Raw genomic sequence first — 24,929 nt, 5'->3', positions numbered from 1 at the left:
GCATATACAGTAATTATTGTACAGCCTCGGGGCATGATGGATTTCGATAGTGAGCGACCAGTAACGCATCGATGGCCACCATAGTTCCCGAGATGCTGTAAACAAAGCGAGCATAAGTTATGGAGAAAATCACCTCATTCATCACCTACGCCATGGCGCTGTTTCTCGCCTGGCTCGGCAAGCTCTCTCCGCAGGACATTGCCTTTTTAGTCGGTGCGGCGGTAGGCATCGGCACGTTTCTGGTGAACTGGTACTACCGACGTAAAAGCCTGCAGATCTTGAAGGCCATTGAGCGCAATGCGGCATCACGGAGGAAAATTTACGATGAGTGCAATCGTTAAGCGCTGCAGCGTCGCCGCCGTTTTGGCCATCGCGGTGCTGTTACCGTCATTTGGCGAGCTGCAAACCTCAGAAGCCGGTCTCAGGCTGATCGCCGATCTCGAAGGTTGCCGCCTGTCGCCTTACCAGTGCAGCGCCGGGGTGTGGACGCAGGGCATTGGGCATACTGCCGACGTCATCCCAGGCAAGACGATCGATGAACGGCAAGCCGCGGTGGGTTTGGTCGACGATGTTCGCCGCACCGAACGCGGCATGGCCGCTTGCCTGCCGCATACGCTCTCGCAACAAACCTATGATGCGGTGATCGCCTTCGCCTTCAACGTGGGCATCAGCGCAGCCTGCCACTCTACGCTGGTCGCGCTGCTGCAACAGCGCCAGTGGCGGCAGGCCTGCGATCAGTTGCCTCGCTGGATTTACGTAAACGGAAAGAAAAACAAAGGGCTGGAACAGCGACGCGCCACGGAACGCGCACTGTGCTTGCAGGGTATTGCCTCATCATGACGAGTTCGCTTGCCGAAGGGTGATGCCACAACAATTTCACTTAATTTGTTCAAGGGGGTTCTTATGATGCACTGTCCATTATGCGGTCACGTGGCCCACACTCGCTCCAGCCGCTATCTGAGCGAGTCGACCAAAGAGCGTTACCATCAATGCCGCAACATCAATTGCAGCTGCACGTTCGCCACGCACGAGTCCGTCGCGCGGGTGATCGTCAAACCTGGCGATGACATTGTCCCGGCGCAGCCGCACCCGCCGGAGAGTCAGCATAAACAAAGCGCCGCCGCGCTGTAATGCAAAAAGCCTGCTGATGCAGGCTTTTTAATGTCGCTGCCAGGCGGCCAAGTCTCGCAAATGCGAGATGATAGATTTTCCAGATAAAAAAAGGGGTTGGCATAATGCCAACCCCTGATAACTATTAACTTTTGGATGCAGCGTTAGCCAACGCGGTTCAGACGCTCTTTGATACGAGCAGCCTTACCAGTACGCTCACGCAGGTAGTACAGTTTAGCTTTACGAACGGCACCACGACGTTTCACAGCAATGCTGTCGATTACTGGGGAGTGAGTCTGGAATACGCGCTCAACACCTTCGCCGTTGGAAATCTTACGAACAGTGAATGCAGAGTGCAGACCGCGGTTACGGATAGCGATAACCACGCCCTCGAATGCCTGCAGACGTTTTTTGCTACCTTCAACGACCCATACCTTCACTTCCACGGAATCACCCGGACGGAATGCAGGTACGTCTTGTTTCATCTGCTCTTGTTCAAGTTGCTTAATAATGTTGCTCATAATATGTCTCTTACCCTAGGTAAACTGATATATCGGTCCCGTCTGATGTCAGACGTTTCCTTCATAGTCCTGTTGCCTGGCCTGATGTTCCCGTTGGAACTCAGCCAGCAACACCGCTTGCTCGTCAGTCAGAGCTAGGCTTTCTAGAAGTTCAGGTCTTCTAAGCCAGGTTCGGCCCAGCGACTGCTTTAAGCGCCAGCGACGTATCTCGGCATGGTTGCCCGACAGCAGAACCGGCGGTACTTCCATCCCTTCCAACACCTCTGGGCGGGTATAGTGCGGGCAGTCCAGCAATCCGTCGGCGAAGGAGTCTTCCTCCGCTGAGGCCTGATGGCCCAGCACACCCGGTATGAAACGGGCGACTGAATCAATCAGGGTCATCGCCGGCAGTTCCCCGCCGCTGAGAACGTAATCGCCGATTGACCATTCTTCGTCAATTTCGGTTTGGATTACGCGCTCGTCTATCCCTTCGTAGCGGCCGCACACCAGAATCATCTTCTGATTGGCCGCCAGTTCGCACACGCCGGTTTGATCCAGCTTGCGCCCCTGAGGTGACAGATAAATCACCTTTGCTCCCTCGCCTGCCGCTGCTTTCGCCGCATGAATGGCTTCCCGTAAAGGTTGCACCATCATCAGCATTCCCGGGCCGCCGCCGTAAGGGCGATCGTCCACGGTGCGATGCCGGTCGTAGGTGAAGTCGCGAGGACTCCAACACTGCACGCTCAGCAGGCCATTTTTTACTGCCCGGCCAGTCACCCCGTAATCGGTGATAGCGCGGAACATCTCAGGAAACAGGCTTACAATACCGATGAACACAAGCCAATCCCCTTACCGTTATTCCACTTGCTTCGACCGTTTGATCCGAGGGTCAAAAACCAGGATCCCAATCTGCCTCAATCACGCGGGCAGTGAGATCGACTTTCTTGATAACCTGCCCATGAAGAAACGGAATCAACCGCTCCTTCATGCCGAACGCATCTTTCAGGTTCGCTTTCACAACCATCACATCGTTCGAGCCGGTTTCCATCATATCGATGACTTTACCCAGCTCGTAGCCGGCGGTAGTGACTACCTGGCAGCCCATCAGGTCTTTCCAGTAGTAATCATCACCCTCCAGCGGAGGAAGTTGATCGGAATCCACCATAATCTCGCGATTAGTCAGCAGATTCGCCGCGTCCCGATCGTCAATGCCTTTGACCTTGATGATCAGATCCTGACTGTGGCGCTTCCAGTCTTCCAACTCGATATGCTGCCACTGACCCGCCTGCTGGATAAACCACGGCTGATAGTCAAAAATGCTTTCGGCGTTCTCGGTGGATGAAAACACTCTGAGCCAACCACGAATGCCGTAAGCGGACCCCATTTTACCGAGTACAATCGGCGCGATCGGCGCTACCGGTTTGAGTTGCTTGCTCATTGCCACCACCGCGACAGATTAAGCTGCTTTCTTAGCGTCTTTGATCAGCGCGTGAACGCGATCAGAAACGGTTGCACCCAGACCGACCCAGTGCTCGATGCGGTCCAGGTCCAGACGCAGTGCTTCAGCCTGACCGGAAGCGATCGGGTTGAAGAAGCCTACGCGCTCGATGAAACGACCATCACGAGCGTTGCGGCTGTCGGTCACTACTACTTGATAGAACGGACGCTTTTTAGCGCCGCCACGTGCCAAACGAATTGTTACCATAACATCCTCTTTAGTTAATAAAACAGCCGGGCCCCATTGAGGGACGGGGCCCGGTTGCAATATAAAAAGCCCGAAAATTTTACTCATTTTGGCGCAAAAAGCAATCTAAAGCGTCGATCGCAGGGGACAACTTTTGCAGCCTGTCAAATTTCGGGCGGTTTTCACCGCGAACGGCGAATGCTGAAAGCGCCCGCACTCGGCGTGCGGAGGCCTATCAGCGGCCTGGGAAGCCCGGCGGCATCATACCTTTCATGCCGCGCATCATCTTCGCCATGCCGCCTTTCTTCATCTTCTTCATCATACGCTGCATTTCGTCGAACTGCTTCAGCAAGCGGTTGACGTCCTGCACCTGCATGCCGGCCCCCATCGCGATGCGGCGCTTGCGCGAGCCCTTGATGATTTCCGGTTTGGCGCGCTCTTTCAGCGTCATCGAGTTGATGATCGCCTCCATGCGCACCAGCACTTTATCGTCCATCTGCGACTTGACGTTGTCCGGCAGCTGGCCAGCGCCCGGCAGCTTGCTCAGCATGTTGGCCATGCCGCCCATGTTGCGCATCTGCTTGAGCTGCTCCAGGAAATCGGTCAGATCGAAACCGTCGCCCTTCTTCAGCTTGTTGGCCAGCTTCTCCGCCTGCTCGCGGTCGACCTTGCTTTCGATATCTTCGATTAGCGACAGCACGTCGCCCATGCCCAGGATGCGCGATGCCACGCGATCCGGGTAGAACGGCTCCAGCGCTTCGGTCTTCTCGCCCACGCCGAGGAACTTGATCGGCTTGCCGGTGATATGACGGATGGACAGCGCGGCACCGCCGCGCGCGTCGCCGTCGACCTTGGTCAGCACCACACCGGTCAGCGGCAGCGCTTCGTTAAACGCCTTGGCGGTATTGGCGGCGTCCTGGCCGGTCATGGCGTCGACCACGAACAGGGTTTCCACCGGCTTGATCGCCGCGTGCACCTGTTTGATCTCGTCCATCATCGCTTCGTCAACGTGCAAACGGCCAGCGGTATCGACGATCAGTACGTCGTAGAATTTCAGCTTGGCCTGTTGCAGCGCGCGATTGACGATGTCGATCGGTTTTTCTTTGACGTCGGACGGGAAGAAGTCGATGCCGACGCCTTCCGCCAGCGTTTCCAGCTGTTTGATCGCCGCCGGGCGATAAACGTCCGCGGAAACCACCAACACTTTCTTCTTCTGTTTTTCTTTCAGGAATTTGCCGAGCTTACCGACGCTGGTGGTTTTACCGGCGCCCTGCAGGCCCGCCATCAGCACCACCGCCGGCGGTTGGGCCGCCAGATTCAGCTCGGTGTTGACTTCGCCCATCGCGGCGATCAGCTCGCCCTTGACGATCTTGACGAACTCCTGCCCCGGCGTCAGGCTCTTGTTGACTTCATGGCCGACCGCGCTCTCTTTGACGCGGTTGATGAAGTCGCGCACCACCGGCAGCGCGACGTCCGCTTCCAGCAACGCCATACGCACTTCACGCAGGGTTTCCTTGATATTCTCTTCGGTCAGCCGCCCGCGGCCGCTGATATTGCGCAACGTGCGCGACAATCGATCGGTTAAATTTTCAAACATCGTCTCATGCTCAACGTGTGATGACAGGCCGCTCCGGCGACACAATTGCGCCGATGATAACACGAAGCGCGCCGGATCTCTGCCTCAGCGTTGGAGATAGGTTGGAGTGAAACGCGCGCAACGTTATACTGACACTCCAATTAACCACGCCGAAGCAAAATTAAACGCTATGCCAGTTTTCTCCATTGTGGCTTTGATGGCCTACCTGCTCAGCCTTGGACTGATCATTCCCAGCTTGTTGCGGAAGAACAGCGCATACCGTCGGCTTGCCCTCGTCTCGGCGGTGGTGGCGCTGATTTGCCACGCCATCGCGCTGCAGCAGCGCATCTTCGACGTCAGCGCCGGGCAGAATCTCAGCCTGCTGAACATTGGCTCGATCGTCAGCCTGATCATCTGTTCGGTCATGACCTTCGTCGCCTCGCGCGACCGCGGCTGGTTCCTGCTGCCGATCGTCTACAGCTTCGCGATGATCAATCTGGCCTTCGCCAGCTTCATGCCCGGCGAGTTCATCACTCACCTGGAGTCCAGCCCGGAATTGATGGTGCATATCGGCCTGGCGCTGTTCTCTTACGCCACCCTGATCATCGCCGCGCTCTACGCCTTGCAGCTTGCCTGGCTCGACTACCTTCTGAAAAACAAGAAGTTGACCTTTAGCGCCGACATGCCGCCGCTGATGAGCATCGAGCGCAAGATGTTCCATATCACCCAGATCGGCGTGGTGCTGCTGACGCTCACTCTGTGCACCGGCCTGCTGTACATGGATAACCTGTTCAGCAAAGAGAACGTGCATAAAGCGGTGCTGTCGATCATGGCCTGGTTCGTGTATATCGTGCTGTTGTGGGGCCATTACCATGAAGGCTGGCGCGGCCGCCGCGTCGTCTGGTTCAGCTTCGCCGGCGCCTTCCTGCTGACGCTCGCCTACTTCGGCAGCCGTCTGATTCAGCAGGTGATGGTGCGCTAAGCCGGCCGCCTCAACTTTCCCTCTCTATAAGGAATACTGCATTGGAGCATGTGTCGACGGGGACCCTCATCATTATCCTGGTGATCATGATCGTGGTCTCCGCTTACTTCTCCGCCTCCGAAACCGGCATGATGACGCTCAACCGTTATCGCCTGCGTCACCTGTCCAAACAGGGCAATCGCTCGGCGCGCCGTGTGGAGAAGCTGCTGCAAAAACCGGATCGGCTGATCGGCCTGGTGCTGATCGGCAACAACCTGGTCAACATCCTCGCCTCGGCGCTGGCGACCATCGTCGGCATGCGGCTGTATGGCGACCTCGGCGTGGCGATCGCCACCGGCATACTGACCTTCGCCGTGCTGCTGTTCGCCGAAGTGCTGCCGAAAACCTTCGCCGCGCTCTACCCGGAACGCATCGCCTTCCCCAGCAGCTTTCTGCTGGCGCCGCTGCAAAAAGTGATGTTCCCGCTGGTCTGGCTGCTCAACGGCATTACCAGTATGACGCTGCGCCTGTTCGGCATTCGCACCAACGTGCGCATCAGCGATGCCGTCAGCAAGGATGAGCTGCGCACCATCGTGCGCGAATCCCAGTCGCAAATCTCCCGGCGCAATCAGGACATGCTGATCTCGGTGCTGGATCTGGAAAAGGTGACGGTTAACGACATCATGGTACCGCGCACCGAGATTGTCGGCATCGACGTCAACGACGACTGGAAGTCGATCATGCGCCAGTTGACCCACTCGCCGCACGGCCGCATCGTGCTGTACCGCAGTTCGCTGGACGACGCCATCGGCATGCTGCGCGTGCGCGAAGCCTACCGCCTGATGACCGAGAAAAAAGAGTTCAACAAAGAGAACCTGCTGCGCGCCGCCGACGAGATTTACTTCGTGCCGGAAGGCACGCCGCTCAACGTGCAGCTGGTGAAGTTCCAGCGCAACAAAGAGAAGGTCGGCATCGTGGTCGATGAGTACGGCGACATTCAGGGCCTGGTCACGGTGGAGGATATCCTCGAGGAGATCGTCGGCGACTTCACCACCTCGATGTCACCCACGCTGGCGGAAGAGGTCACGCCGCAGAGCGACGGTTCGGTCTTGATCGACGGCACCGCCAACGTGCGCGAGCTGAACAAGGCCTTCAACTGGACCTTGCCGGCCAACGAGGCGCGCACCGTCAACGGCATGCTGCTCGAAGAGCTGGAAGAGATCCCCGAAATCGGCACCCGGTTGCGTATCGGCCATTACGATATCGACATTCTCGACGTGCAGGGCAACATGATAAAACAGGTGCGGGTCACGCCGATCACCTCGCTGCAGTCCAGCGTCGGCCATCACTGACCGCTGGCCAGAACGTAAAAAAGACGCGAAATCGCGTCTTTTTTTCTCTGCGGGAACTCGCGGCTAGATATGCAGTTCCTGCAGCTTCTCTTTCGGCAGCGCCAGCTCGTCGTTGTGGTTCACCACCACGTCGTTATCCAGGATGTGCTTGGCGATCTCCTGCGCTTCTTCCAGCGAGTGCATATGGTAAGTGCCGCACTGGTATTCGTTCAGCTCAGGGATTTTGCGCTGGTCGGTCACTTTCAGCACGTCGGCCATCGCCGCTTTCCACGCATCGGCTACGCGCTGCTCTTCCGGCACGCCGATCAGGCTCATGTAGAAACCGGTACGACAGCCCATCGGGGAGATGTCGATAATCTCCACGCCCTGGCCGTTCAGGTGGTCACGCATAAAGCCGGCGAACAGGTGCTCCAGCGTGTGAATGCCGCGCTCGGGCATCACTTCCAGGTTCGGGCGGCAAAAGCGCAGATCAAACACCGTGATGGTATCGCCGTGAGGCGTCTTCATGGTTTTCGCAACGCGGACAGCCGGGGCTGCCATACGGGTATGATCGACGGTAAAGCTATCCAGCAATGGCATTTCGCTACCTCCTCGTAAAAGAGCATTTATTTCGAAACTTTTTTTCCTAACCGGGAAACCTTTTCCAACCCTGCGAGTCTCAGTATCTGAAAGACGCGCATTTGTTATCATCATCCCTGTCATCAGAGATGCATATTTGGCCACATTGATGTGGCCTTTTTCTTTTTCAGCTTCCGCCGTTTTGCTTCAGGAACGCTTCAAAGCTTAGCGTATCATTGGCTTCTATGTCGCGTTGGCGTTGCCACGAGGCTTCCCGCTCTTTATCCAGCTCGCCCTCGTTCAGGATTTCCAACGGCTCTTCCAGCAGCATCTTGCGATATTGCTCCGCCAATTGCAGGCCGACGCGCCCGGTGCCTTCCGCTTGCATCGCTTTCAGGATGCGCGCGGAGAAGGTCAGCTCAGGGTCGTCGAACGCGGCGACCAGCTCATCGCACACCTGCTGGTATTGGCGATCGCCGGCTTCGCCGTCCAACACTTCCGCCACTCGACGCAGATCGGCGAACAACGCCTTGCCCACTTTTTCGAGCGGTTCATGGCTGGCGCCACAGCCGATGCCGATGGTCTGGCCCGGCTTGCGGCCCTCCAGGATCACCCGGTTCCAGTTCTTGCGCGTGCACAGCAGTTCATCGCTGCTCATCTCCGGCGCATCGGCCAGCGCGCACCACACCAGGAACAGATCCAGGAAACGCGCCTGCACCGCATCCACGCCGATCGGCGAGAACGGGTTGATGTCCAGCGAACGCACTTCGATGTATTCGATACCACCGCGCAGCAGCGCGTCCGACGGCGTCTCGCCGCTTTTGGTCACGCGCTTCGGCCGGATCGGCGCATACAGCTCGTTCTCGATTTGCAGCACGTTGCTGTTCAGCTGCAGGTAACGGTCACCCTCTTTCACGCCCAGCTTGGCGAACTCTTCGGAAGGCGTCGCGATCGCCCGTTTCAGACCGGCCACATAGCTGTGCAGATCGTTAAAGGTGATGCCCAGATTGCTCTGCGACTTGTTGGTATAACCCAGGTCGCTCAGGCGCAGCGAAGTGGCGTACGGCAGGTAGCACATCCCCTGCTCGGTGCGCTCGAACGGCAGATTGGTCTCGCGCCCCTTGAGGAACGAAGAACAAATGGCCGGCGATGCCCCGAACAGATACGGGATCACCCAGCCGAAACGGTAATAGTTGCGGATCAGGCGGAAATAGCCCGCCGAGATCTGCTCTTTACCGCTTTCTGCGTCCTGCACGCCGGCCCAGGCCTGCCAAAACTCCAGCGGCAGCGAGAAGTTGTAGTGCACGCCGGAAATGGTCTGCATCAGCGCGCCGTAGCGATTCTTCAACCCTTCGCGGTACAGCGTCTTCATGCGGCCGATGTTCGACGAGCCGAACTGCGCCAGCTCGATATCCTGCTCGGCTTCGATAAAGCACGGCATGCTGAGCGGCCACATGCGCTCATCGCCGATATTGCGCGCCACGTAGCGATGAATATCGCGCAGGAACGTCAGCAGGTGATCGATATTGCCATCAACCGGCGTAATGAACTCTAACAGCGCTTCGGCGAAATCCGTGGTGATCCAGTGGTGCGTCAATGCCGCGCCCAGCTTTTCCGGATGCCCGGTGGTCGCCAAGGTGCCGTTCGGCGTGACCCGCAGCGTTTCACGCTCGATGCCGCGACGAATGCCTTTTAATGCCTGGGGATGGGCTTCCAACCAAGAAAGCGCCTGTGATACGTCCGGGATCAAATTGACCTCCCGCTTCTAAAAACAATAACTCGTAAGCATACTGAATCCGCACCCGAGAGAATATTGAGTTATATTCACTTGGTTACTGCCACCAGGCGATGCCCTGTACCGTTATCATAGCCAAAACGATGTAACGCAGCGCCTTTCCGATACACAGAAACAGCGCGACAGAGCCCCAGGGCATGCGCAGCCAACCTGCCAACACGCACAACAAATCGCCCACCACCGGCACCCAGCTGAGCAACAGCGCAGCCGGGCCGAAGCGTTGCAGCCACCCGAGCGCCGTTGCCAGCCCCCGCTGTGGTTTCAACGCCGGTAACAGGCGCCCGATAATGACATTGGTCAAGCCACCCAGCGTGTTGCCCAGGGTCGCTGCCAGCACCAGCAACTCCGGCGAGACGCGACTCTGGGTCAGCAAGGCGACCAGAACGATTTCTGAATTTCCCGGCAGCAGCGTCGCACTGAGGAAGCTACTGCCAAATAACGATATTACGGCTAGCGTACTACTCACAGCGTACGGACGTCTACCACCGCCATACCGGCGCTTTTCGCCGCCTGAATGCCGAAATCAGCGTCTTCAAACACCACGCATTTTTCCGGCCGCACGCCGATCAGTTCGGCGCAGCGCAGGAAGGTGTCCGGCTCCGGTTTGTGGCGCTGCACGTCGTCCGCACCGACGATCGCGTCGAAGCAGTTGAACAGGCCGAGATGACGCAGCAGCATTTCCGCCATGCGGTGCTCGCTGCCGGTGCCGACCGCCATCGGACGGCGGCCATGATAGGACTTCACCACCTCGATCAGCGGCAATGGACGCACGCTGTCCAGCAGCATCGCTTCCACCGCGCGGGTTTTCTCCGCGGCCAGGTGATGAGGATCGAGATCGGCCTGATGGCTGGCGATAATCGCCTGCGCGATGCGCCAGGTCGGCGAACCGCTCAGCGCCACCATGGCCGCTTCATCAAACGTCATGCCATAACGGGATAGCACTTCACGCCACGCTTTACGGTGCGTTGGCTCGGTGTCCAGAATCGTGCCGTCCATGTCGAAAATAAGACCCTGATAGCGGTCGTACATCGTTACTCCATGATCGTTGAGGAAAGAAAACTACTTTAGCGTAAAGCCGTTGGGTTGTCGCTGACTGCGTCATAACGGAATGTGCTATGCCCTATCGGGCGCAAAGGAGGACGGGGGTGAAGAGAGAATGGTTAAATGCTGAAAAGCGAAAAACCCGCCGAAGCGGGTTTCTCTTAGATGGTGCATCCGGGAGGATTCGAACCTCCGACCGCTCGGTTCGTAGCCGAGTACTCTATCCAGCTGAGCTACGGATGCATTACTGTTTTTTCTGCTTGCCTGCTTCGCTAATGAAGCCAGACTTAAAGAATGGTGCATCCGGGAGGATGATTCGGCGCTTGCGCCTCACCCTGCGGGCCGTTGCTGAAGCAACGTTATCCTCCCTAAGGGACACTTTCTTTTTTACTGCCCGCCTGAAGATTTCTCTTCGCAGTACGGGAAGTGAAGAATGGTGCATCCGGGAGGATTCGAACCTCCGACCGCTCGGTTCGTAGCCGAGTACTCTATCCAGCTGAGCTACGGATGCACAGTAATTCTTTGATACCCTATGGTACTTTGTTCCCAACTCTACCATACGGCTAATATGGTGCATCCGGGAGGATTCGAACCTCCGACCGCTCGGTTCGTAGCCGAGTACTCTATCCAGCTGAGCTACGGATGCAAATGGCGGTGAGGCGGGGATTCGAACCCCGGATGCAGCTTTTGACCGCATACTCCCTTAGCAGGGGAGCGCCTTCAGCCTCTCGGCCACCTCACCAAACGCTTCTTTCGAATTGTGCCTAACTCGCTTTAGAGAAGCTCATCGGCACTGCGTGGCGCACATATTACTTTCTCCGACTTTTAAGTCAAACAATTTTTCCCAACTCATGCGCGTTTGCACAATTCGCACCCAACATGGGCGATTTCACGGCAAAAAGGGCGTTTTATCAACAGGCAACCGCCGCGTCTGTAGCAACAAAGCAGGAAACTAACCGGGAAAATAATCACGAAAAAGAAGAGGGAGGGCGAAGGAAGTGGGTAAAACGATGCAGTAGCGTCTCGTCTGGCAACGAGACGCTGCTTCGGAATCAGTAAGTCGTCTGCTGAGACTTCTCTGCCTGAATGCGCTGATAGATTTCTTCACGGTGAACCGAAACCTCTTTGGGGGCGTTCACACCAATACGCACCTGGTTGCCTTTTACCCCTAGCACAGTAACCGTAACCTCATCGCCAATCATGAGGGTTTCACCAACTCGACGAGTCAGAATTAACATTCTTTGCTCCTTGAAAGATTAAAAGAGTCGGGTCTCTCAGTTTCCCCGTCATTATCCATCATATGTGGTGAAAACGTAAGCCACGCAACCCACAATAAGTGTAAGCAGACTTGGTCCCACCTCAGATAATGGTAAGTTTAGCCGACCTGAAAAACTTTGTTCCCGCAATTGTAACTAAATTGTGTTAGCACAGTATGAAAACGCCATAATCAACAAAGTATTATGGCGTTTGTGCGTGCTATTTATTTATATTCACAGCTTCGAGGCCACCCAGGCTTCTACGCTGTTTAACGCCGCTGGCAGGGCGTTGATATCCGTCCCCCCCGCCATCGCCATATCCGGGCGACCACCGCCCTTGCCGCCGACCTGCTGCGCCACGTTGCCGATCAACTCGCCGGCTTTCACGCGGTCAGTCAGATCCTTGGTCACACCAGCAACCAGGCTGACTTTGCCATCAGCCGTCGTTGCCAACACGATGATGGCCGAACCCAATTGATTTTTCAGGTCATCCACCATGGTGCGCAGCATTTTGGCTTCGACATTGTCCAACTGGCTGACCAACAGCTTCACGCCGTTAACCACTTTTGCCTGGCTGGACAACGAAGCGCTCTCCTGCGCCGCCTGCTGATCTTTCAACTGCTGCAGTTCTTTTTCCAGCGCGCGCGTGCGATCGAGCACCGAGCGCACTTTATCGGTCAGGGTGTTACTGTCGCCTTTGACCAACTGAGCAACGTCTTGCAACAAATCGCTTTGCTGATGCAGCGTAGCGATAGCGCCAGCGCCGGTCACCGCTTCAATACGGCGGATGCCCGCCGCGGTGCCCGACTCGCTCAGAATGCGGAACAGGCCGATATCGCCGGTGCGGCTGGCGTGGGTGCCGCCGCACAGCTCGGTGGAGAAGTCGCCCATGGTCAACACGCGCACGTTGTCATCGTACTTCTCACCGAACAGCGCCATCGCGCCCTTCTCTTTGGCATCTTCCAAGGCCATCAGCTCGGTCTGCACCGGCAGGTTACGACGCACCTGCTGGTTCACCAGATCTTCCACCTCGCGGATTTGCTCCGGCTTCATCGCTTCGAAGTGCGAGAAGTCGAAACGCAGGTATTTGTCGTTAACCAGCGAGCCTTTCTGCGCGACGTGGTCGCCCAACGTTTGGCGCAGCGCGGCGTGCAGCAGGTGAGTTGCGGAGTGGTTCAGACGAATGCTGTTACGGCGCTCAGCGTCGATCTGCGCGTCCACGCGATCGTTCAGCTTCAGCGAACCCTGCGCCAGTTTGCCCTGATGGCCGATAGCCTGACCGTATTTCTGGGTATCGTTGACCGTAAACTCAGCGCCGGCGGCTTTCAGCACGCCTTTATCGCCGACCTGGCCGCCGGACTCGCCATAGAACGGCGTCTCATCCAGCACCACCACCGCCTCTTCCCCGGCGTTGATCTGATCGACCGGCTGGCCGTCGCGGAACAGCGCGATGACCGTCGCCTGCTGCTCGTCGTGATCGTAACCGCTGAACTGGCTGCTGCCGTCCACGCGGATCAGGCTGTTATAGTCGGCGCCAAAGCCGCTGGATTCGCGCGCACGGCGGCGCTGCGCTTCCATCGCTTCTTCAAAGCCCGCTTCGTCGACTTTCAAACCGCGCTCGCGGCAGACGTCAGCGGTCAGATCGATCGGGAAACCGTAGGTATCGTACAGACGGAAAGCGGTTTCGCCGTCCAGGGTATCGCCCTGCAGCTTGGCCAGCTCTTCGTCCAACAGCGCCAGGCCACGCTCCAGCGTGCGGGCAAACTGCTCTTCTTCGGTTTTCAGCACCTGCTCCACCAGCGATTGCTGGCGTTTCAGTTCGTCGGCCGCCGGGCCCATCACTTCGATCAACGGCGCCACCAGTTTGTAGAAGAAGGTGTCTTTCGCGCCCAGCATGTTGCCATGGCGGATCGCGCGACGAATGATGCGGCGCAGCACATAGCCGCGGTTTTCGTTAGACGGGATCACGCCGTCCGACACCAGGAAGGCGCAGGAACGAATGTGGTCGGCGATAACGCGCAGGGATTTGTTGTCCAGATCGGTTGCGCCGGTCACTTTAGCCACGGCGGCGATCAGGGTACGGAACAGATCGATTTCATAGTTGGAGTTCACATGCTGCAACACCGCCGCAATGCGCTCTAGACCCATACCGGTATCCACAGAAGGTTTCGGCAGCGGCAGCATGGTGCCGTCGGACTGACGGTTGAACTGCATGAAAACGATGTTCCAGATCTCGATGTAGCGGTCGCCGTCTTCTTCCGGGCTGCCTGGAGGGCCGCCCCAGATGTGATCGCCGTGATCGTAGAAAATCTCGGTGCACGGGCCGCATGGGCCAGTGTCGCCCATCTGCCAGAAGTTGTCGGAAGCGAAAGGCGCGCCCTTGTTGTCGCCGATGCGGATAATGCGCTCGGCCGGTACGCCGATTTGCTTCTGCCAGATGTCGAACGCTTCGTCATCGGTTTCATACACGGTGACCCACAGTCGCTCTTTCGGCAGGTTGAACCAGTTTTCACCGGTCAGCAGTTCCCATGCGTAGCCGATCGCGTCGTGCTTGAAGTAATCGCCGAAGCTGAAGTTGCCCAGCATTTCAAAGAAGGTGTGGTGACGCGCGGTATAACCGACGTTTTCCAGGTCGTTATGCTTGCCGCCTGCGCGCACGCAGCGCTGCGAGGTGGTGGCGCGGGAATAGGCGCGTTTGTCGAGCCCCAGGAAAACATCCTTAAATTGGTTCATGCCGGCATTGGTAAACAGCAATGTCGGATCATTGTTAGGCACCAGGGAGCTGCTCGCTACAACCTGATGACCCTTACTATGAAAGAAATCGAGAAACGCTTGACGGATCTCAGCGGTGCTCTTGCTCATAATTTTCCTGGAAAGGCTAGAATAACGACACGTGAGCCGGTGACGCGTCATCCCGACGATGACAACCAGCTCACGAACAAAAAGTGGGGATAAGATAAATTTTCTTCAGAGGGAAGTAAAACCCCGTGTGCGCTCATTGCGCAAAATCACGGTAAATTGACTGAATTTCTTCCTGGAAGAACCCGCGATAGAGCAGATAACGCTGCACTTTGGCTTTCTCTTTCCAGTCGGTTGGCAACGCATCGCCAAATTTTCGCTGCGCCACCTGTTTTGCCTGTTCGCACCAGTCGATATCGCATTCCGCCAGCGCGTCCTGCACCAGCGCTTTGTCGACGCCCTTTTGCATCAGTTCGCTGCGGATGCGCTGCGCACCGTAACCTTTACGGCTGCGGCTACCGATGTAGCTGTGAGCGAAACGCTTATCGTCTAGCCAATTATGCTGGTAACAGTAGGCGATAACCTGCTCGATCAGCGCAGGATCCACCGGCTCTTCAACCACCGGCGGTGATGCCGGCGCATGTGGCCCCTTGCTGCCAAAACGGGCTTTCGCCACAAACGGCTGCGCCGCAAGTTTGCGGCGCAGTTCAGCTTCACTATGATCGCGTTGCGACAGCAGGCGCATGGCGCGGCTTAGCAAGTCATTCATCATTCAAGCCTGAATTTATGGGATATGCGCCACACGAACGGCGGCGCACATCTTCAGCGATTAGAACTGCTCGCTGGTTTCCGCTTCGTCGTCTTCGAAGTCGTCACCGGAAGCGGCCACCAGCTCACCGCCGCTGTGCAGCAGCAAATCGCGCAGCTTCTTATCCAGCTCGGCGGCGATAGCCGGGTTTTCTTTCAGGAAGTTACAGGCATTCGCCTTGCCCTGACCGATTTTCTCGCCGTTATAGCTGTACCAAGCGCCGGCTTTTTCGATCATCTTGTGCTTCACGCCCAGATCGACCAGCTCGCCACGGCTGTTGATGCCTTCGCCGTACATGATTTGGAATTCAGCCTGTTTGAACGGCGCAGCGATTTTGTTCTTCACCACTTTCACGCGGGTTTCGCTGCCCACCACTTCGTCGCCCTCTTTAATGGCGCCGATGCGGCGGATATCCAGACGCACCGAAGCGTAGAACTTCAGGGCGTTACCGCCGGTCGTGGTTTCCGGGTTGCCGAACATCACGCCAATTTTCATACGGATCTGGTTAATGAAGATCAGCAGGGTATTGGCGTTTTTCAAGTTGCCGGCCAGCTTACGCATCGCCTGGCTCATCATGCGCGCCGCCAGACCCATGTGCGAATCGCCGATTTCACCTTCGATTTCCGCCTTCGGCGTCAGCGCCGCCACGGAGTCGACGATGATGACGTCAACCGCGCCGGAGCGGGTCAGCGCATCACAGATTTCCAGCGCCTGCTCGCCGGTGTCCGGCTGGGAGCACAGCAGGTTGTCGATATCGACGCCCAGCTTTTTCGCATAGATAGGATCCAGCGCGTGCTCGGCGTCGATGAACGCACAGGTTTTGCCTTCTCGCTGCGCAGCGGCGATCACCTGCAGCGTCAGGGTGGTTTTACCGGAGGATTCCGGGCCGTAGATTTCGACGATGCGGCCCATCGGCAGGCCGCCGGCGCCCAGAGCGATATCGAGTGACAGTGAGCCGGTGGAGATCGTTTCCACGTCCATGGAGCGGTCTTCACCCAGGCGCATGATGGAGCCTTTGCCGAACTGTTTCTCAATCTGGCCCAGTGCCGCAGCTAACGCCTTTTGCTTGTTCTCATCAATAGCCATTTTTGCTCCTTCGTTTCGCAATGCCGGTGTTACCCCACACTGCCACTGAATGTATGTTGTGCAGGAAATGTCACTAATTATACTGTATGGTCATACAGTATCAAGCCTAATTTACAAAAATTCGTCGATGGCGGTTTGCAGCGCGAAAATCGTCGCCTGCAGCCGCACCGCATCGCGATCGCCCTCGAATTGCATCTTGCGCGACAGCCCCCGGCCATCGCTGCCGGCGAAGCCGAACCACACGGTGCCGACCGGCTTTTCCGCGCTGCCGCCGTCCGGGCCGGCGATGCCGCTTACCGAGAGCGCCAGATCGGCCCGCGCCGCACGCAGCGCCCCTATCGCCATCTCGCGCACCACCTCTTCGCTGACCGCGCCGTGCGCCGCCAACGTGGCTTCGCTCACCCCCAGCAGGTCGTGCTTCGCCGCATTGCTGTAGGTGACGAAACCGCGATCGAAATAGGCGGAGCTCCCCGCGATATCGGTAATGGCCTTGGCGATGCCGCCGCCGGTGCAGGATTCCGCGCAGGTGATCCAGCGGCCCTGAGCCTTCAGTTTTTCCCCCGCCAGCACGCTGAGCCGGCGCAGTTGGTTTTCACTCATAACCCCTCCCTCGCGAATTCAGGTATATGCGCCCGATAGTAGCATTTATCAAGGCGGCACGACGTCTGGCGCGCAGAAATGCGCAGCGCCTCGCAGGAGGTGCGGTTTTAAGCGCCCGGCCAAGCTGCTAGTATCAAAAGAAGCGCCCCAGCGAGCGGCGGCGCACCAGCACAAGGAACATCACGGAGGCGGCACGCTGCGGCGGCGGCCTCAGGGCGCACCAGAAGAGATTAGGACGATAGCGTGAAAAAAACGTTGGGCGTATTCTTGCCGTTGTACACCACCACCCTGCTGCTGCTGTTGGGCTCGGGCCTGCTCACCACCTACGTCTCGCTGCGGCTGGCCTCCATCCACGTCAGCAGCGCGCTGATCGGCGCCATCATCGCCGCCAACTACATCGGGTTGGTGATCGGCGGTAAGGTCGGCCACTTTCTCATCGCCCGCGTCGGGCATATCCGCGCCTACGTGGCCTGCGCCGGCATCATTACCGCCGCGGTGCTGGGGCACGGCCTGACGGCGTTCATTCCCGCCTGGGTTGCGCTGCGCCTGGTGATCGGGCTGTGCATGATGTGTCAGTTCATGGTGCTGGAAAGCTGGCTGAACGACCAGGCGGAATCCAACCAGCGCGGCATGGTGTTCGGTTTCTATATGGCGGCGACCTATCTCGGCATGTCTCTGGGCCAGATCGTGCTGATGCTGCAAAGCAATCTGGGCATCGCCACGCTGCTGGTGATCGCACTGTGCTTCGCGCTCTGCCTGGTGCCGATCGCTCTCACCACCCGCACCAATGCGCGCCACATGTCGCCGGCGCCGATGGAACTGCGTTACTTTGTCGGCGCTATTCCCAAGGTGCTGGCCACCACGCTGGTGATCGGCATGGTGGTAGGTTCGTTTTACGGCCTGGCGCCGGTCTACGCCAGCCTGCAATCCTTAAGCACACAGCAAACCGGCCTGTTCATGGCGCTGGCCATCTTCGCCGGGCTGGTGGCGCAATTCCCGCTCAGTTGGCTGTCGGATCGCTATAACCGCCCCTTGCTGATGCGCCTCAACGCCATTTTTCTGATCGTGGCGGCGCTGCCGCTGGCGCTGCTGCCGCACATCGATTTCCCGCTGCTGCTGGCGGTGGGGTTCGTCGTCAGCATGCTGCAGTTTACGCTCTACCCGCTGGTGGTGGCATTGGCCAACGATCTGATCGAGCCGGAGCGTCGCGTCTCGCTGGCCGCCTGCCTGCTGATGGCGTTCGGCGTCGGCGCCAGCATCGGGCCGCTGGCGGTCGGCGCGCTGATCGAGCCGCTTGGCGGCAATATCCTGTACGCCTTCTTCGCCCTGTGCGGCGTGCTGCTGGCGGCCCTCAGCCGCACGGCGAAAGCGGAGGAGCCGCAGCTGGCGCAGGACGCGCCGGTGCCGCACATTCCGCTGCCGGACAGCCTCGCCAGCTCGCCGCTGTCGCCGGCGCTCAATCCGACCTTTGATGAGCAGATCATTCACGACACCATGCCCCCGCCGGAAGCGGCGCCCGATGTCGACGAGCCGCAGCCTGAAGAACAGGAAACGGAGCACTTGCCTCAGGGCGCCGATCCGCAAGAGGACACCGGCCTGAAAAAGGCGCACGCCATGCTGTAAACGGCGCGGAGCTACAGATCCAGGAAAGAGCCCAGCAGAAAACCGCGTTCGGCGATCGCCGCTTTCAGTGTCGGCGCGGTCAACACATCCAGCTCGACGAGGCGCGGGTGGCAGTATTTGCTCTGCAGGATCGTCGCGTCGAGGAACGCCGGGTGGCACATCATTTCCAATGACTCGGCACCCTGCTCGTCGGCGCGCGCCAACCGCTGCAGGAACAAGGCTTCGGAAATCGTTTCGCCGTAGAATCCCGCGTCAAACGCGTCGGTGCTGCAGGGCGTCTGCAACGCAATATCGCGCCGTTTCGCCTCTTCGCGATCGAGGCGCAGCGGCAGACCCTGCGCCTGCGCAAACGCCTCCACCAGCGGGTAAATCTGCGGCTGCATATGTACATGGTGGTGGCTGTCGATGTGCGTCGGCGGCCTGCCGAACAGCGTCACAAACCGCGCGAACTGGCGCTGCAGCTCCTCCTGGATCTCGTCCAGCTGCAGCTCGCCGGCCTCGGCGCGGCGCCACAGCCATTTACCCAATTCGCCATGCTCGTTGACCAGCGAAGGCATGGCGCCCAGCGGCCTGCCATGGGTCAAAACGAAATGCAGCCCGATCGGTAACCCCGGATATTGCCGGCTGAGCGCCGCCGCGTGCTGTGCGCCGCCGCCGTTCACCATCGCCGTGGTAGAGGAAACGACGCCATGCTGATACGCCTCGATAACACCGTAGTTTTGTCCCTTGCTCAGGCCGAAGTCATCGGCATTCACGATCAGTAGTTTTTCCATAGTGGCTCCCGCGGGATGAATTTTTGGCAAGGGAAGCCCGACCGACCGGCGCGGCATTCCCCTTCGCTAAGGTAAAAATCGAATGATTAACCGGCCGGCGGCCTGAAGCTCATCGGCATATCGGCGTTGATACTGATCGGGAGCGGCCCTAAAGAGGGCCGTAGCACTTTTTTCGGTAGTTGCCTGGGGTCACATCGGTGAGCCGCTTGAAGTTTTTAATGAACAGGCTGACATCGCCATAGCCGGAATCGAAGGCGATATCGGAAACCGAATAGTTGGTGACCTCCAGCTGCGTCTTGGCGAAGTTGATGCGGATCTCATTGATCACCTGCATCGGCGTCTTGTGGTAGTAACGCCGCATCGCCCGGGTCAGATATTCCTGGGTTTTCCCCGACAGCGCCACCATGTTAGCCAACGCCCTTTCGCCGAACATCGCCTTGTCATGCATGCCGGCCAGGGTGTTCTTCAGCCACTGCGGGATATCATCGCCGCCATCGTTTTCTTCTTTATGGTGACGAATACGGCTGATCACATAGAAGGTCAGCGTTTCGAGAAATTCGGCGAAGTCGTCCTCGCGAAACTGCGGCGAACTCACCACCGATTCGATATAGGCCAAAAACTCGTTTCTCAGGCTGTAGGCCTGCGAGGCGACGAAGCAGCGCGGCAGCTGCTGCAAATAGTGCTCTTCAAAGAACGCTTTGCTGACCGCCACGTTGAAGATTTTCGTCGCGCCGAACTCGTAAAAGCTCTGGTGGTAGGAGCCGATGGGGATAAAGACGAAATCCCCGCGCTCCAGCAGCACCCGCTTGCCGTTGATCTCCTGATAGCATTTGCCGCTCAGCACGATGGTGAACTCGTAATAGTCGTGCTGATGCAGCCCGGTGGCGCTTTCCACCTTGTTGTAGATAAACAGGTGAAAATCTTTGCAGTTAAAAAAATCCTGCTCGCGAATCAGCTTCACGTCGTTGGCACTCAGCGAAATTCGGTTGTCGGACACGGCGCCGGCCTCCCGTTAGTCAAATCCGTTGCGTCTGGCCGCCTCGGCAAACCAGTAGCCGCTTTTCTTGATGGTGCGGCGCTGATCCGCCCGATCCAGCCGCACCAGCCCATAACGATTCTTGTAGGCGTTCAGCCAGGACCAGCAGTCGATAAAGGTCCACAGATGATAGCCTTTGCACTGCGAGCCTTCCGCCAGCGCGCGGTGCAGCCACTTCAGGTGCTCGCGAATAAAGTCGATGCGGTAATCGTCCTCCACCCGCCCATTGGCGCCGATAAACGCCTCTTCGCCCTCAACGCCCATGCCGTTTTCCGAAATATAACAAGGCAGGTTGCCGTAGTTCTCTTTCAGATCCATCAGGATGTCGTACAGCCCCTTTTCGTAGATCTCCCAGCCGCGGTGCGGATTGATTTTGCGGCCCGGCATTGCATAGTAACTGAACAAATCCTCCGGCGATGCGATCGGCCCCTCGGCATGACGCCCCTCTTTCGCCTGCACCCTGCGCGGCTGGTAGTAGTTGACGCCGAGGATGTCCACCACGCCGCCTTCAATCAGCTGCGCATCCTGCGGCTCGCAGTGGGGCATCAGCCCATGCCGCTCCAGCAGCTGCAGCAACGCCGCCGGATAACGCCCTTTGGCGACCGGATCGAGGAAACTGCGGTTGAGCAGCAGATCGGCGTCGTGCGCGGCCTGCCGATCCTCCGGCGCGTCGGAACGTGGATAGGTCGGGCTCAGATTCAGAATGATGCCGATGCTCCCCGGCAGCTCCCGCGCTCTGAAACGCTGCACCGCCATGGCGTGCGCCAGTACGCTGTGATACGCCACGGTGACCGCCCGTTTGAAGTCCACCACGCAAGGGTAATGCAGGTCATTCAGGTAACCGGCCTCCACCGGCACGATCGGCTCGTTGAAGGTGAACCAGTGGGTGACCCGATCGCCAAACAGGCCGAAGCAGATATCGGCGTAACGCGCATAGGCTTCGACCACCGCCCGGCTTTCCCAGCCGCCGCGCTGCTGCATGCACAGCGGCATATCGAAGTGGTAGAGATTGATAAACGGGGTGATGCCCTGCGCCAGCAGCTCGTCGATCATCGCGTTATAGAACGCCACCGCCTGCGGGTTCACCTCGCCGTCACCGTCCGGGATCAGCCGCGACCACGAGATAGACGTTCTGAAGGTATTGTGGCCCAGCGTTTTGAGCAGCCCGATATCGGCGCGGAAATGGTCGTAAAAGGTCGAGGCCTCGGCCGGCCCCACCCGATCGTGAAAGCGCTCGGGCGCGATCTCGTACCAATAGTCGAAGATGTTGCGGCTCTTGCCGTCGCGCGCGGCCGCCCCTTCAGACTGCGGCGCGGAGGTGGCGCTCCCCCACCAGAACCCGTCGGCAAATTGATATTCCATACTCGCGTCCCTCGCGGGGCGGCCGCGCCGCCCCGTTCCACAGTTAGAATTTCAGCGCCTTGGCGATGTCTTCTTCGCTTTCCGTCGCCGCGTCGATCTGGCTCTGCGCCTTGTTGGAGATCGCCACGAACGGCAGATAAATCACGGTGGCGACCGCCAGGTTAAACAGGCTCAACAACATGGCCATGATGCTGCCGTTGGTGTTGAAGAACGCCCCCAGGCCGACCGGCATGGTCCAGGGCGCGATGTTGGTGATAGGCGGGATCAGCCCGGAATAATAAGCCAGCGAGGTGATAATGGTCAGCACCGGCTGCACCAGGATGAACGGAATGAACATCACCGGGTTCATGATCACCGGCAGGCCGAACAGAATCGGTTCGTTGATCTGAAAAATGCCGGACGGCGTCGCCAGCTTGGCGACCTGGCGGTAATCCTCGCGGCGCGAGGCGATGAAGATGGCGATGATCAGGCCCAGCGTCGAGCCGGTGCCGCCGAGGTAGATGTAGGAGTCGACGAACGGCTTCGCCCACATGTGGAACTCTTTCCCGGCGGCCACCGCCGCTTCGACCGAACCGTATTTGTTGTACAGCTCCACGTTTTCCAGCGCGAACGGCGTCATGATGCCGCTGTCCAGCGCCGCCAGCGCCATGGAGCCGTGCACCCCAAAGAACCACAGCAGCGAGGAGAACAGCACGTACACCCAGCCCACCACGCTGCCCATCTTGGCCAGCGGTGCCGAAATGCCGTCCATGATGATCTGGTGGAAGTTGGTGCCCCAGTGCGCCAGCGCGAACGCCACCAGCCCCATGATGGAGAGGATGATGAAACCGGGGATCAGCGCCGAGAAGGAGCGCGACACCGAAGCCGGCACGCTGTCCGGCAGGCTGATCACCCAGTTGCGCCGCACGATGAAAGCAAACATCTCGGCCACCACCAGCCCGATCACCATACCGGAAATGATGTTGGCGCCGCCCAGCCAGTTGGCGCCCACCGCATAGGCCTCGCCGACGTTGAACGGTGTGACGGTCATAAAAGCAGCCACCGCCAGCAGCGCCGAGGCGAGCGGATCGACCTTGCGCTCTTCGGCCAACGCCATGCTGATAAAGAACGGCGTCATCAGGGACATGATCCCCAATGTGCCGTTGTACACGCTGCCGCCGATGCTCTTCAGGCTATTGAGCGTCTCGATGGTGGAGGCGTCCAGGCGCACGCCCAGCGAATAGAAGAACGATCCTTCGCCGAAGCTCAGGAACACGTTGTTGATCAACACGAACATCGCCCCGGTCAAGGTCAGCGGCATCAGGCGGATAAAGCCGTTCTTGATGGCGTTGACGTGGGGCTGCTTGCCGATTTTTACGGCGAAAGGCAGGATAACCTTCTCGAGCGAGGCAATGAGGGTATTCACGGCGGCCTCCTGTTATTGGTTGGCTTTCTTGATGGCGGCCACCGCGGCCTTCAGCACGCCCAGCCCATCGACCTTGCCGTACAGCAGCGGATCGATGACTTCAACGGGTTTGTTGGGCAGCTGTTTTTGCACTTCCGGCAAGGTGTAGGCAATCTGCGGCCCCAGCAGGATCAGATCCGCTTCAACGCCTTTCTCCGCAGCCAGCGCTTCCGGGTAGGCGGCGATGATCACCGGCACTTCGTATTTCTCGGCCTGCGCCTTCATTTTTGAAACCAACAGGGAAGTGGACATACCGGCAGAACAAAACAGATAGATTTTTTTCTTTTCCATACCAAGCACCTCAGATAATCAAAAAAACCCCGTGTTATTTGTATGCCAGATGCAATCACGATTGCTTCACGCACATTCCTTATGAAAATTTCCGTCACGTTGCCCTGGTTGCAGACAGTATACGGAGCATGAAAAACGGATCGGTAAGCCAGGGGAGAGGATAACCGTCTCTCCTTGACCTGATGGCTTGACCCCCTTCACATTTCGCATAAAAAAATAGTGTGACCGGGCTCTCAAATAACCGATATAAACTCAGAATATTCGCAATAAATACTCAAATAACAATTATAAACAGGTAGTTATAAACACGCCGAGAATTTAAGGGTTTATTTGCGCCTGAACAAACGAAAAGAGAATAAAAATAGTTCAAGCTTGATTCGCCTGCTGCTCTCCGAACGCGATGGCAGGCGAAGAGGATTAGGTGGGCAGACGCAGCAACTCGATCACCGTGGCCAGCGCCACGGAATGGTTCCTGCGGTTGGGGTAATAGAGGTAAAAACCGGGAAACGGCGCGCACCAGTCGGCCAACACTCGCCGCAGCCGCCCGCTCGCAAGATGACCTTCCACCTCCTGCTCGATGGCGAAGGCGATGCCGACGTGCGCCAGCGCCGCCTGCAGCAGCAGCCTGGCGTCATCCACGATCAGCGGGCTGTTGACCGCTACGGAAAACCGCTGCTCACCCTGCTGAAACGCCCACTTGTAGCGCTCGCCCGAAGAGGCCTTGCGCCAATCGATGCAGCGGTGCTGCAGCAAATCCTGCGGGTGCGTCGGTTCGCCGTGCCGTTGAAAATAGTCCGGCGTGGCGACGATGGCAAAACGCAGATCCGGCGTCAGACGCACCGCGCGCATATCGTTGTGCAGATCCTCGCCGAGCCGAATACCGGCGTCAAAGCCTTGCTCGACGATGTTGGCGAACCCTTCGTCCGCCACCACCTCCAGCGTAATGCCGGGATATTCGCTGGCCAACCGCCCCAGATGCGGCACGATGGCGAGATCGATCGCCGAACGCGGCGCGTTGATGCGCACCAGGCCGCGCGGCCCTTCGCGAAACGCATTCAGGCTCTCCAGCGCGGCGTCGATGTCGGTAAAGGCCGGCACCAGCTGTGCCAACAGATGCTCACCGGCCTCCGTCGGCGAAACGTTGCGGGTGGTGCGGTTCAGCAGGCGAATGCCCACCTGCGCTTCCAGTTCGCGCAGGGTGTGGGTCAGCGTCGGCGGCGTCACGCCCAATCGGGCGGCGGCGCGGCGGAAGCTGCGTTCACTGGCGATAGCCACGAAGGTCGCCAGGCCGGACAATTCGGGTTTCTTCATGCTATTAATATAAATTATCTAAT

At 58.3% G+C, this 24,929-nt stretch carries 27 protein-coding genes and 4 tRNA genes; 7 read left to right on the top strand and 24 right to left on the bottom strand.

Translation table 11 applies throughout. The annotated features are described in order from the left end of the window. The first annotated feature begins 119 nt into the window (after positions 1–119). The 3 genes from ACF8MC_RS19680 (at position 120) to ACF8MC_RS19670 (ending at position 1,131) form a co-directional block, all read left to right on the top strand. Positions 120–341 carry an HP1 family phage holin gene (locus ACF8MC_RS19680; RefSeq protein ID WP_025301641.1) on the top strand — a complete coding sequence of 74 codons (222 nt, stop codon included), beginning with the start codon at positions 120–122 and terminating at the stop codon, positions 339–341. Beyond that, positions 325–840, top strand: coding sequence for a lysozyme (locus ACF8MC_RS19675; RefSeq protein WP_039568943.1), 516 nt, complete (start codon positions 325–327; stop codon positions 838–840). The genes ACF8MC_RS19680 and ACF8MC_RS19675 overlap by 17 nt, the downstream gene beginning before the upstream one ends. Before the next feature lie 63 nt (positions 841–903). After that, positions 904–1,131: an ogr/Delta-like zinc finger family protein gene (locus tag ACF8MC_RS19670; RefSeq protein WP_033637183.1), complete on the top strand. Its 228-nt coding sequence runs from the start codon at positions 904–906 to the stop codon at positions 1,129–1,131. Positions 1,132–1,274: 143 nt separating this feature from the next. Here ACF8MC_RS19670 and rplS read toward each other — a convergent pair whose 3' ends face one another. The 5 genes from rplS to ffh form a co-directional block, all read right to left on the bottom strand. Beyond that, on the bottom strand, positions 1,275–1,631 hold the full coding sequence (rplS, locus tag ACF8MC_RS19665; RefSeq protein ID WP_025301638.1) for a 50S ribosomal protein L19: 357 nt from the start codon (positions 1,629–1,631) through the stop codon (positions 1,275–1,277). A 48-nt stretch (positions 1,632–1,679) separates the two neighbouring features. After that, complete coding sequence (gene trmD / locus ACF8MC_RS19660) at positions 1,680–2,447, bottom strand: tRNA (guanosine(37)-N1)-methyltransferase TrmD (RefSeq protein WP_004932485.1); 768 nt, start codon at positions 2,445–2,447, stop codon at positions 1,680–1,682. 52 nt (positions 2,448–2,499) lie between these two features. Continuing rightward, positions 2,500–3,048 (bottom strand): ribosome maturation factor RimM, encoded by a 549-nt coding sequence (rimM, locus tag ACF8MC_RS19655; RefSeq protein ID WP_033637182.1) that lies wholly within the window; start codon positions 3,046–3,048, stop codon positions 2,500–2,502. An 18-nt stretch (positions 3,049–3,066) separates the two neighbouring features. After that, the gene (gene rpsP, locus ACF8MC_RS19650) at positions 3,067–3,315 is read right to left on the bottom strand and encodes a 30S ribosomal protein S16 (RefSeq protein WP_004932501.1); all 249 of its coding nucleotides are present in this window, start codon (positions 3,313–3,315) and stop codon (positions 3,067–3,069) included. A gap of 214 nt (positions 3,316–3,529) precedes the next feature. Beyond that, the gene (ffh, locus tag ACF8MC_RS19645) at positions 3,530–4,891 is read right to left on the bottom strand and encodes a signal recognition particle protein (protein WP_004932504.1); all 1,362 of its coding nucleotides are present in this window, start codon (positions 4,889–4,891) and stop codon (positions 3,530–3,532) included. Positions 4,892–5,060: 169 nt separating this feature from the next. Here ffh and ACF8MC_RS19640 point away from each other — a divergent pair, with 169 nt between their 5' ends. Both ACF8MC_RS19640 and ACF8MC_RS19635 read left to right on the top strand, forming a co-directional pair. Next, entirely contained in the window at positions 5,061–5,852 is a 792-nt protein-coding gene (locus ACF8MC_RS19640; RefSeq protein WP_033637181.1) for an inner membrane protein YpjD, read from the top strand. Between the two features lie 41 nt (positions 5,853–5,893). Beyond that, complete coding sequence (locus ACF8MC_RS19635; protein WP_033637180.1) at positions 5,894–7,183, top strand: HlyC/CorC family transporter; 1,290 nt, start codon at positions 5,894–5,896, stop codon at positions 7,181–7,183. A 63-nt stretch (positions 7,184–7,246) separates the two neighbouring features. On the opposite strand, the gene luxS is transcribed toward ACF8MC_RS19635, so the two are convergent. The 10 genes from luxS to alaS form a co-directional block, all read right to left on the bottom strand. Further along, positions 7,247–7,762, bottom strand: coding sequence for an S-ribosylhomocysteine lyase (gene luxS, locus ACF8MC_RS19630; protein ID WP_019455133.1), 516 nt, complete (start codon positions 7,760–7,762; stop codon positions 7,247–7,249). A 166-nt stretch (positions 7,763–7,928) separates the two neighbouring features. Further along, the gene (gene gshA, locus ACF8MC_RS19625) at positions 7,929–9,491 is read right to left on the bottom strand and encodes a glutamate--cysteine ligase (RefSeq protein WP_164105356.1); all 1,563 of its coding nucleotides are present in this window, start codon (positions 9,489–9,491) and stop codon (positions 7,929–7,931) included. 82 nt (positions 9,492–9,573) lie between these two features. Beyond that, positions 9,574–10,002 (bottom strand): YqaA family protein, encoded by a 429-nt coding sequence (locus ACF8MC_RS19620; protein WP_004932520.1) that lies wholly within the window; start codon positions 10,000–10,002, stop codon positions 9,574–9,576. Beyond that, entirely contained in the window at positions 9,999–10,565 is a 567-nt protein-coding gene (yqaB, locus tag ACF8MC_RS19615) for a fructose-1-phosphate/6-phosphogluconate phosphatase (RefSeq protein ID WP_033650025.1), read from the bottom strand. Before yqaB ends, ACF8MC_RS19620 begins: the two co-directional genes overlap by 4 nt. A gap of 178 nt (positions 10,566–10,743) precedes the next feature. Then, positions 10,744–10,820: transfer RNA gene (locus ACF8MC_RS19610), tRNA-Arg, on the bottom strand. A gap of 191 nt (positions 10,821–11,011) precedes the next feature. Continuing rightward, positions 11,012–11,088, bottom strand: a tRNA-Arg gene (locus ACF8MC_RS19605). A gap of 58 nt (positions 11,089–11,146) precedes the next feature. Further along, positions 11,147–11,223 (bottom strand) — tRNA-Arg (locus ACF8MC_RS19600). Positions 11,224–11,226: 3 nt separating this feature from the next. Beyond that, a tRNA-Ser gene (locus ACF8MC_RS19595) sits at positions 11,227–11,319 on the bottom strand. Between the two features lie 310 nt (positions 11,320–11,629). Further along, positions 11,630–11,815 (bottom strand): carbon storage regulator CsrA, encoded by a 186-nt coding sequence (gene csrA, locus ACF8MC_RS19590; RefSeq protein WP_004091602.1) that lies wholly within the window; start codon positions 11,813–11,815, stop codon positions 11,630–11,632. A gap of 252 nt (positions 11,816–12,067) precedes the next feature. Continuing rightward, positions 12,068–14,695, bottom strand: a complete 2,628-nt coding sequence (alaS, locus tag ACF8MC_RS19585; RefSeq protein ID WP_164105358.1) for an alanine--tRNA ligase — start codon at positions 14,693–14,695, stop codon at positions 12,068–12,070. Here alaS and ACF8MC_RS19580 point away from each other — a divergent pair. Continuing rightward, positions 14,645–14,788 (top strand): hypothetical protein, encoded by a 144-nt coding sequence (locus ACF8MC_RS19580; protein WP_162091232.1) that lies wholly within the window; start codon positions 14,645–14,647, stop codon positions 14,786–14,788. The two genes, alaS and ACF8MC_RS19580, sit on opposite strands and share 51 nt — an antisense overlap. Positions 14,789–14,828: 40 nt before the next feature. On the opposite strand, the gene recX is transcribed toward ACF8MC_RS19580, so the two are convergent. The 3 genes from recX to pncC all read right to left on the bottom strand — a co-directional run bounded on the left by recX (position 14,829) and on the right by pncC (position 17,066). Continuing rightward, positions 14,829–15,341 carry a recombination regulator RecX gene (gene recX, locus ACF8MC_RS19575; RefSeq protein WP_047569255.1) on the bottom strand — a complete coding sequence of 171 codons (513 nt, stop codon included), beginning with the start codon at positions 15,339–15,341 and terminating at the stop codon, positions 14,829–14,831. A 60-nt stretch (positions 15,342–15,401) separates the two neighbouring features. Then, positions 15,402–16,466, bottom strand: a complete 1,065-nt coding sequence (recA, locus tag ACF8MC_RS19570; RefSeq protein ID WP_004932541.1) for a recombinase RecA — start codon at positions 16,464–16,466, stop codon at positions 15,402–15,404. Between the two features lie 111 nt (positions 16,467–16,577). Continuing rightward, complete coding sequence (pncC, locus tag ACF8MC_RS19565) at positions 16,578–17,066, bottom strand: nicotinamide-nucleotide amidase (protein WP_033649270.1); 489 nt, start codon at positions 17,064–17,066, stop codon at positions 16,578–16,580. Positions 17,067–17,309: 243 nt separating this feature from the next. On the opposite strand from pncC, the gene ACF8MC_RS19560 reads away from it, so the two are divergent. Continuing rightward, on the top strand, positions 17,310–18,689 hold the full coding sequence (locus ACF8MC_RS19560; RefSeq protein WP_049213106.1) for an MFS transporter: 1,380 nt from the start codon (positions 17,310–17,312) through the stop codon (positions 18,687–18,689). Positions 18,690–18,700: 11 nt separating this feature from the next. Here ACF8MC_RS19560 and chbG read toward each other — a convergent pair whose 3' ends face one another. The 6 genes from chbG to ACF8MC_RS19530 all read right to left on the bottom strand — a co-directional run bounded on the left by chbG (position 18,701) and on the right by ACF8MC_RS19530 (position 24,906). Further along, positions 18,701–19,462 (bottom strand): chitin disaccharide deacetylase, encoded by a 762-nt coding sequence (chbG, locus tag ACF8MC_RS19555; RefSeq protein WP_060423406.1) that lies wholly within the window; start codon positions 19,460–19,462, stop codon positions 18,701–18,703. 148 nt (positions 19,463–19,610) lie between these two features. Continuing rightward, entirely contained in the window at positions 19,611–20,459 is an 849-nt protein-coding gene (gene chbR / locus ACF8MC_RS19550; protein WP_033637170.1) for a transcriptional regulator ChbR, read from the bottom strand. 15 nt (positions 20,460–20,474) lie between these two features. After that, the gene (locus ACF8MC_RS19545) at positions 20,475–21,860 is read right to left on the bottom strand and encodes a glycoside hydrolase family 1 protein (RefSeq protein WP_164105359.1); all 1,386 of its coding nucleotides are present in this window, start codon (positions 21,858–21,860) and stop codon (positions 20,475–20,477) included. Positions 21,861–21,903: 43 nt separating this feature from the next. Further along, the gene (chbC, locus tag ACF8MC_RS19540) at positions 21,904–23,265 is read right to left on the bottom strand and encodes a PTS N,N'-diacetylchitobiose transporter subunit IIC (protein ID WP_004932557.1); all 1,362 of its coding nucleotides are present in this window, start codon (positions 23,263–23,265) and stop codon (positions 21,904–21,906) included. 12 nt (positions 23,266–23,277) lie between these two features. Next, positions 23,278–23,595, bottom strand: a complete 318-nt coding sequence (locus tag ACF8MC_RS19535; protein ID WP_004932561.1) for a PTS sugar transporter subunit IIB — start codon at positions 23,593–23,595, stop codon at positions 23,278–23,280. A gap of 417 nt (positions 23,596–24,012) precedes the next feature. Continuing rightward, entirely contained in the window at positions 24,013–24,906 is an 894-nt protein-coding gene (locus tag ACF8MC_RS19530) for a LysR family transcriptional regulator (protein WP_164105362.1), read from the bottom strand. Positions 24,907–24,929: the final 23 nt, after the last annotated feature.

The sequence above is a fragment of the Serratia sp. LACPHL-BACT-2024-00286 genome (assembly GCF_043109535.1).
Classification (GTDB): Bacteria; Pseudomonadota; Gammaproteobacteria; order Enterobacterales; family Enterobacteriaceae; genus Serratia; species Serratia sarumanii.
This window is presented reverse-complemented; position numbering and strand designations above follow the sequence as displayed.

What these genes read in the sequence shown, in the direction of transcription:
- ACF8MC_RS19680 (WP_025301641.1), top strand. Translation starts at nt 120, where the DNA reads ATGGAGAAAATCACCTCATTCATCACCTACGCCATGGCGCTGTTTCTC.
- ACF8MC_RS19675 (WP_039568943.1), top strand. Translation starts at nt 325, where the DNA reads ATGAGTGCAATCGTTAAGCGCTGCAGCGTCGCCGCCGTTTTGGCCATC.
- ACF8MC_RS19670 (WP_033637183.1), top strand. Translation starts at nt 904, where the DNA reads ATGATGCACTGTCCATTATGCGGTCACGTGGCCCACACTCGCTCCAGC.
- rplS (WP_025301638.1), bottom strand. Translation starts at nt 1,631, where the DNA reads ATGAGCAACATTATTAAGCAACTTGAACAAGAGCAGATGAAACAAGAC.
- rimM (WP_033637182.1), bottom strand. Translation starts at nt 3,048, where the DNA reads ATGAGCAAGCAACTCAAACCGGTAGCGCCGATCGCGCCGATTGTACTC.
- rpsP (WP_004932501.1), bottom strand. Translation starts at nt 3,315, where the DNA reads ATGGTAACAATTCGTTTGGCACGTGGCGGCGCTAAAAAGCGTCCGTTC.
- ffh (WP_004932504.1), bottom strand. Translation starts at nt 4,891, where the DNA reads ATGTTTGAAAATTTAACCGATCGATTGTCGCGCACGTTGCGCAATATC.
- ACF8MC_RS19640 (WP_033637181.1), top strand. Translation starts at nt 5,061, where the DNA reads ATGCCAGTTTTCTCCATTGTGGCTTTGATGGCCTACCTGCTCAGCCTT.
- luxS (WP_019455133.1), bottom strand. Translation starts at nt 7,762, where the DNA reads ATGCCATTGCTGGATAGCTTTACCGTCGATCATACCCGTATGGCAGCC.
- yqaB (WP_033650025.1), bottom strand. Translation starts at nt 10,565, where the DNA reads ATGTACGACCGCTATCAGGGTCTTATTTTCGACATGGACGGCACGATT.
- csrA (WP_004091602.1), bottom strand. Translation starts at nt 11,815, where the DNA reads ATGTTAATTCTGACTCGTCGAGTTGGTGAAACCCTCATGATTGGCGAT.
- ACF8MC_RS19580 (WP_162091232.1), top strand. Translation starts at nt 14,645, where the DNA reads ATGAAAGAAATCGAGAAACGCTTGACGGATCTCAGCGGTGCTCTTGCT.
- alaS (WP_164105358.1), bottom strand. Translation starts at nt 14,695, where the DNA reads ATGAGCAAGAGCACCGCTGAGATCCGTCAAGCGTTTCTCGATTTCTTT.
- recX (WP_047569255.1), bottom strand. Translation starts at nt 15,341, where the DNA reads ATGAATGACTTGCTAAGCCGCGCCATGCGCCTGCTGTCGCAACGCGAT.
- recA (WP_004932541.1), bottom strand. Translation starts at nt 16,466, where the DNA reads ATGGCTATTGATGAGAACAAGCAAAAGGCGTTAGCTGCGGCACTGGGC.
- pncC (WP_033649270.1), bottom strand. Translation starts at nt 17,066, where the DNA reads ATGAGTGAAAACCAACTGCGCCGGCTCAGCGTGCTGGCGGGGGAAAAA.
- chbG (WP_060423406.1), bottom strand. Translation starts at nt 19,462, where the DNA reads ATGGAAAAACTACTGATCGTGAATGCCGATGACTTCGGCCTGAGCAAG.
- ACF8MC_RS19545 (WP_164105359.1), bottom strand. Translation starts at nt 21,860, where the DNA reads ATGGAATATCAATTTGCCGACGGGTTCTGGTGGGGGAGCGCCACCTCC.
- ACF8MC_RS19535 (WP_004932561.1), bottom strand. Translation starts at nt 23,595, where the DNA reads ATGGAAAAGAAAAAAATCTATCTGTTTTGTTCTGCCGGTATGTCCACT.
- ACF8MC_RS19530 (WP_164105362.1), bottom strand. Translation starts at nt 24,906, where the DNA reads ATGAAGAAACCCGAATTGTCCGGCCTGGCGACCTTCGTGGCTATCGCC.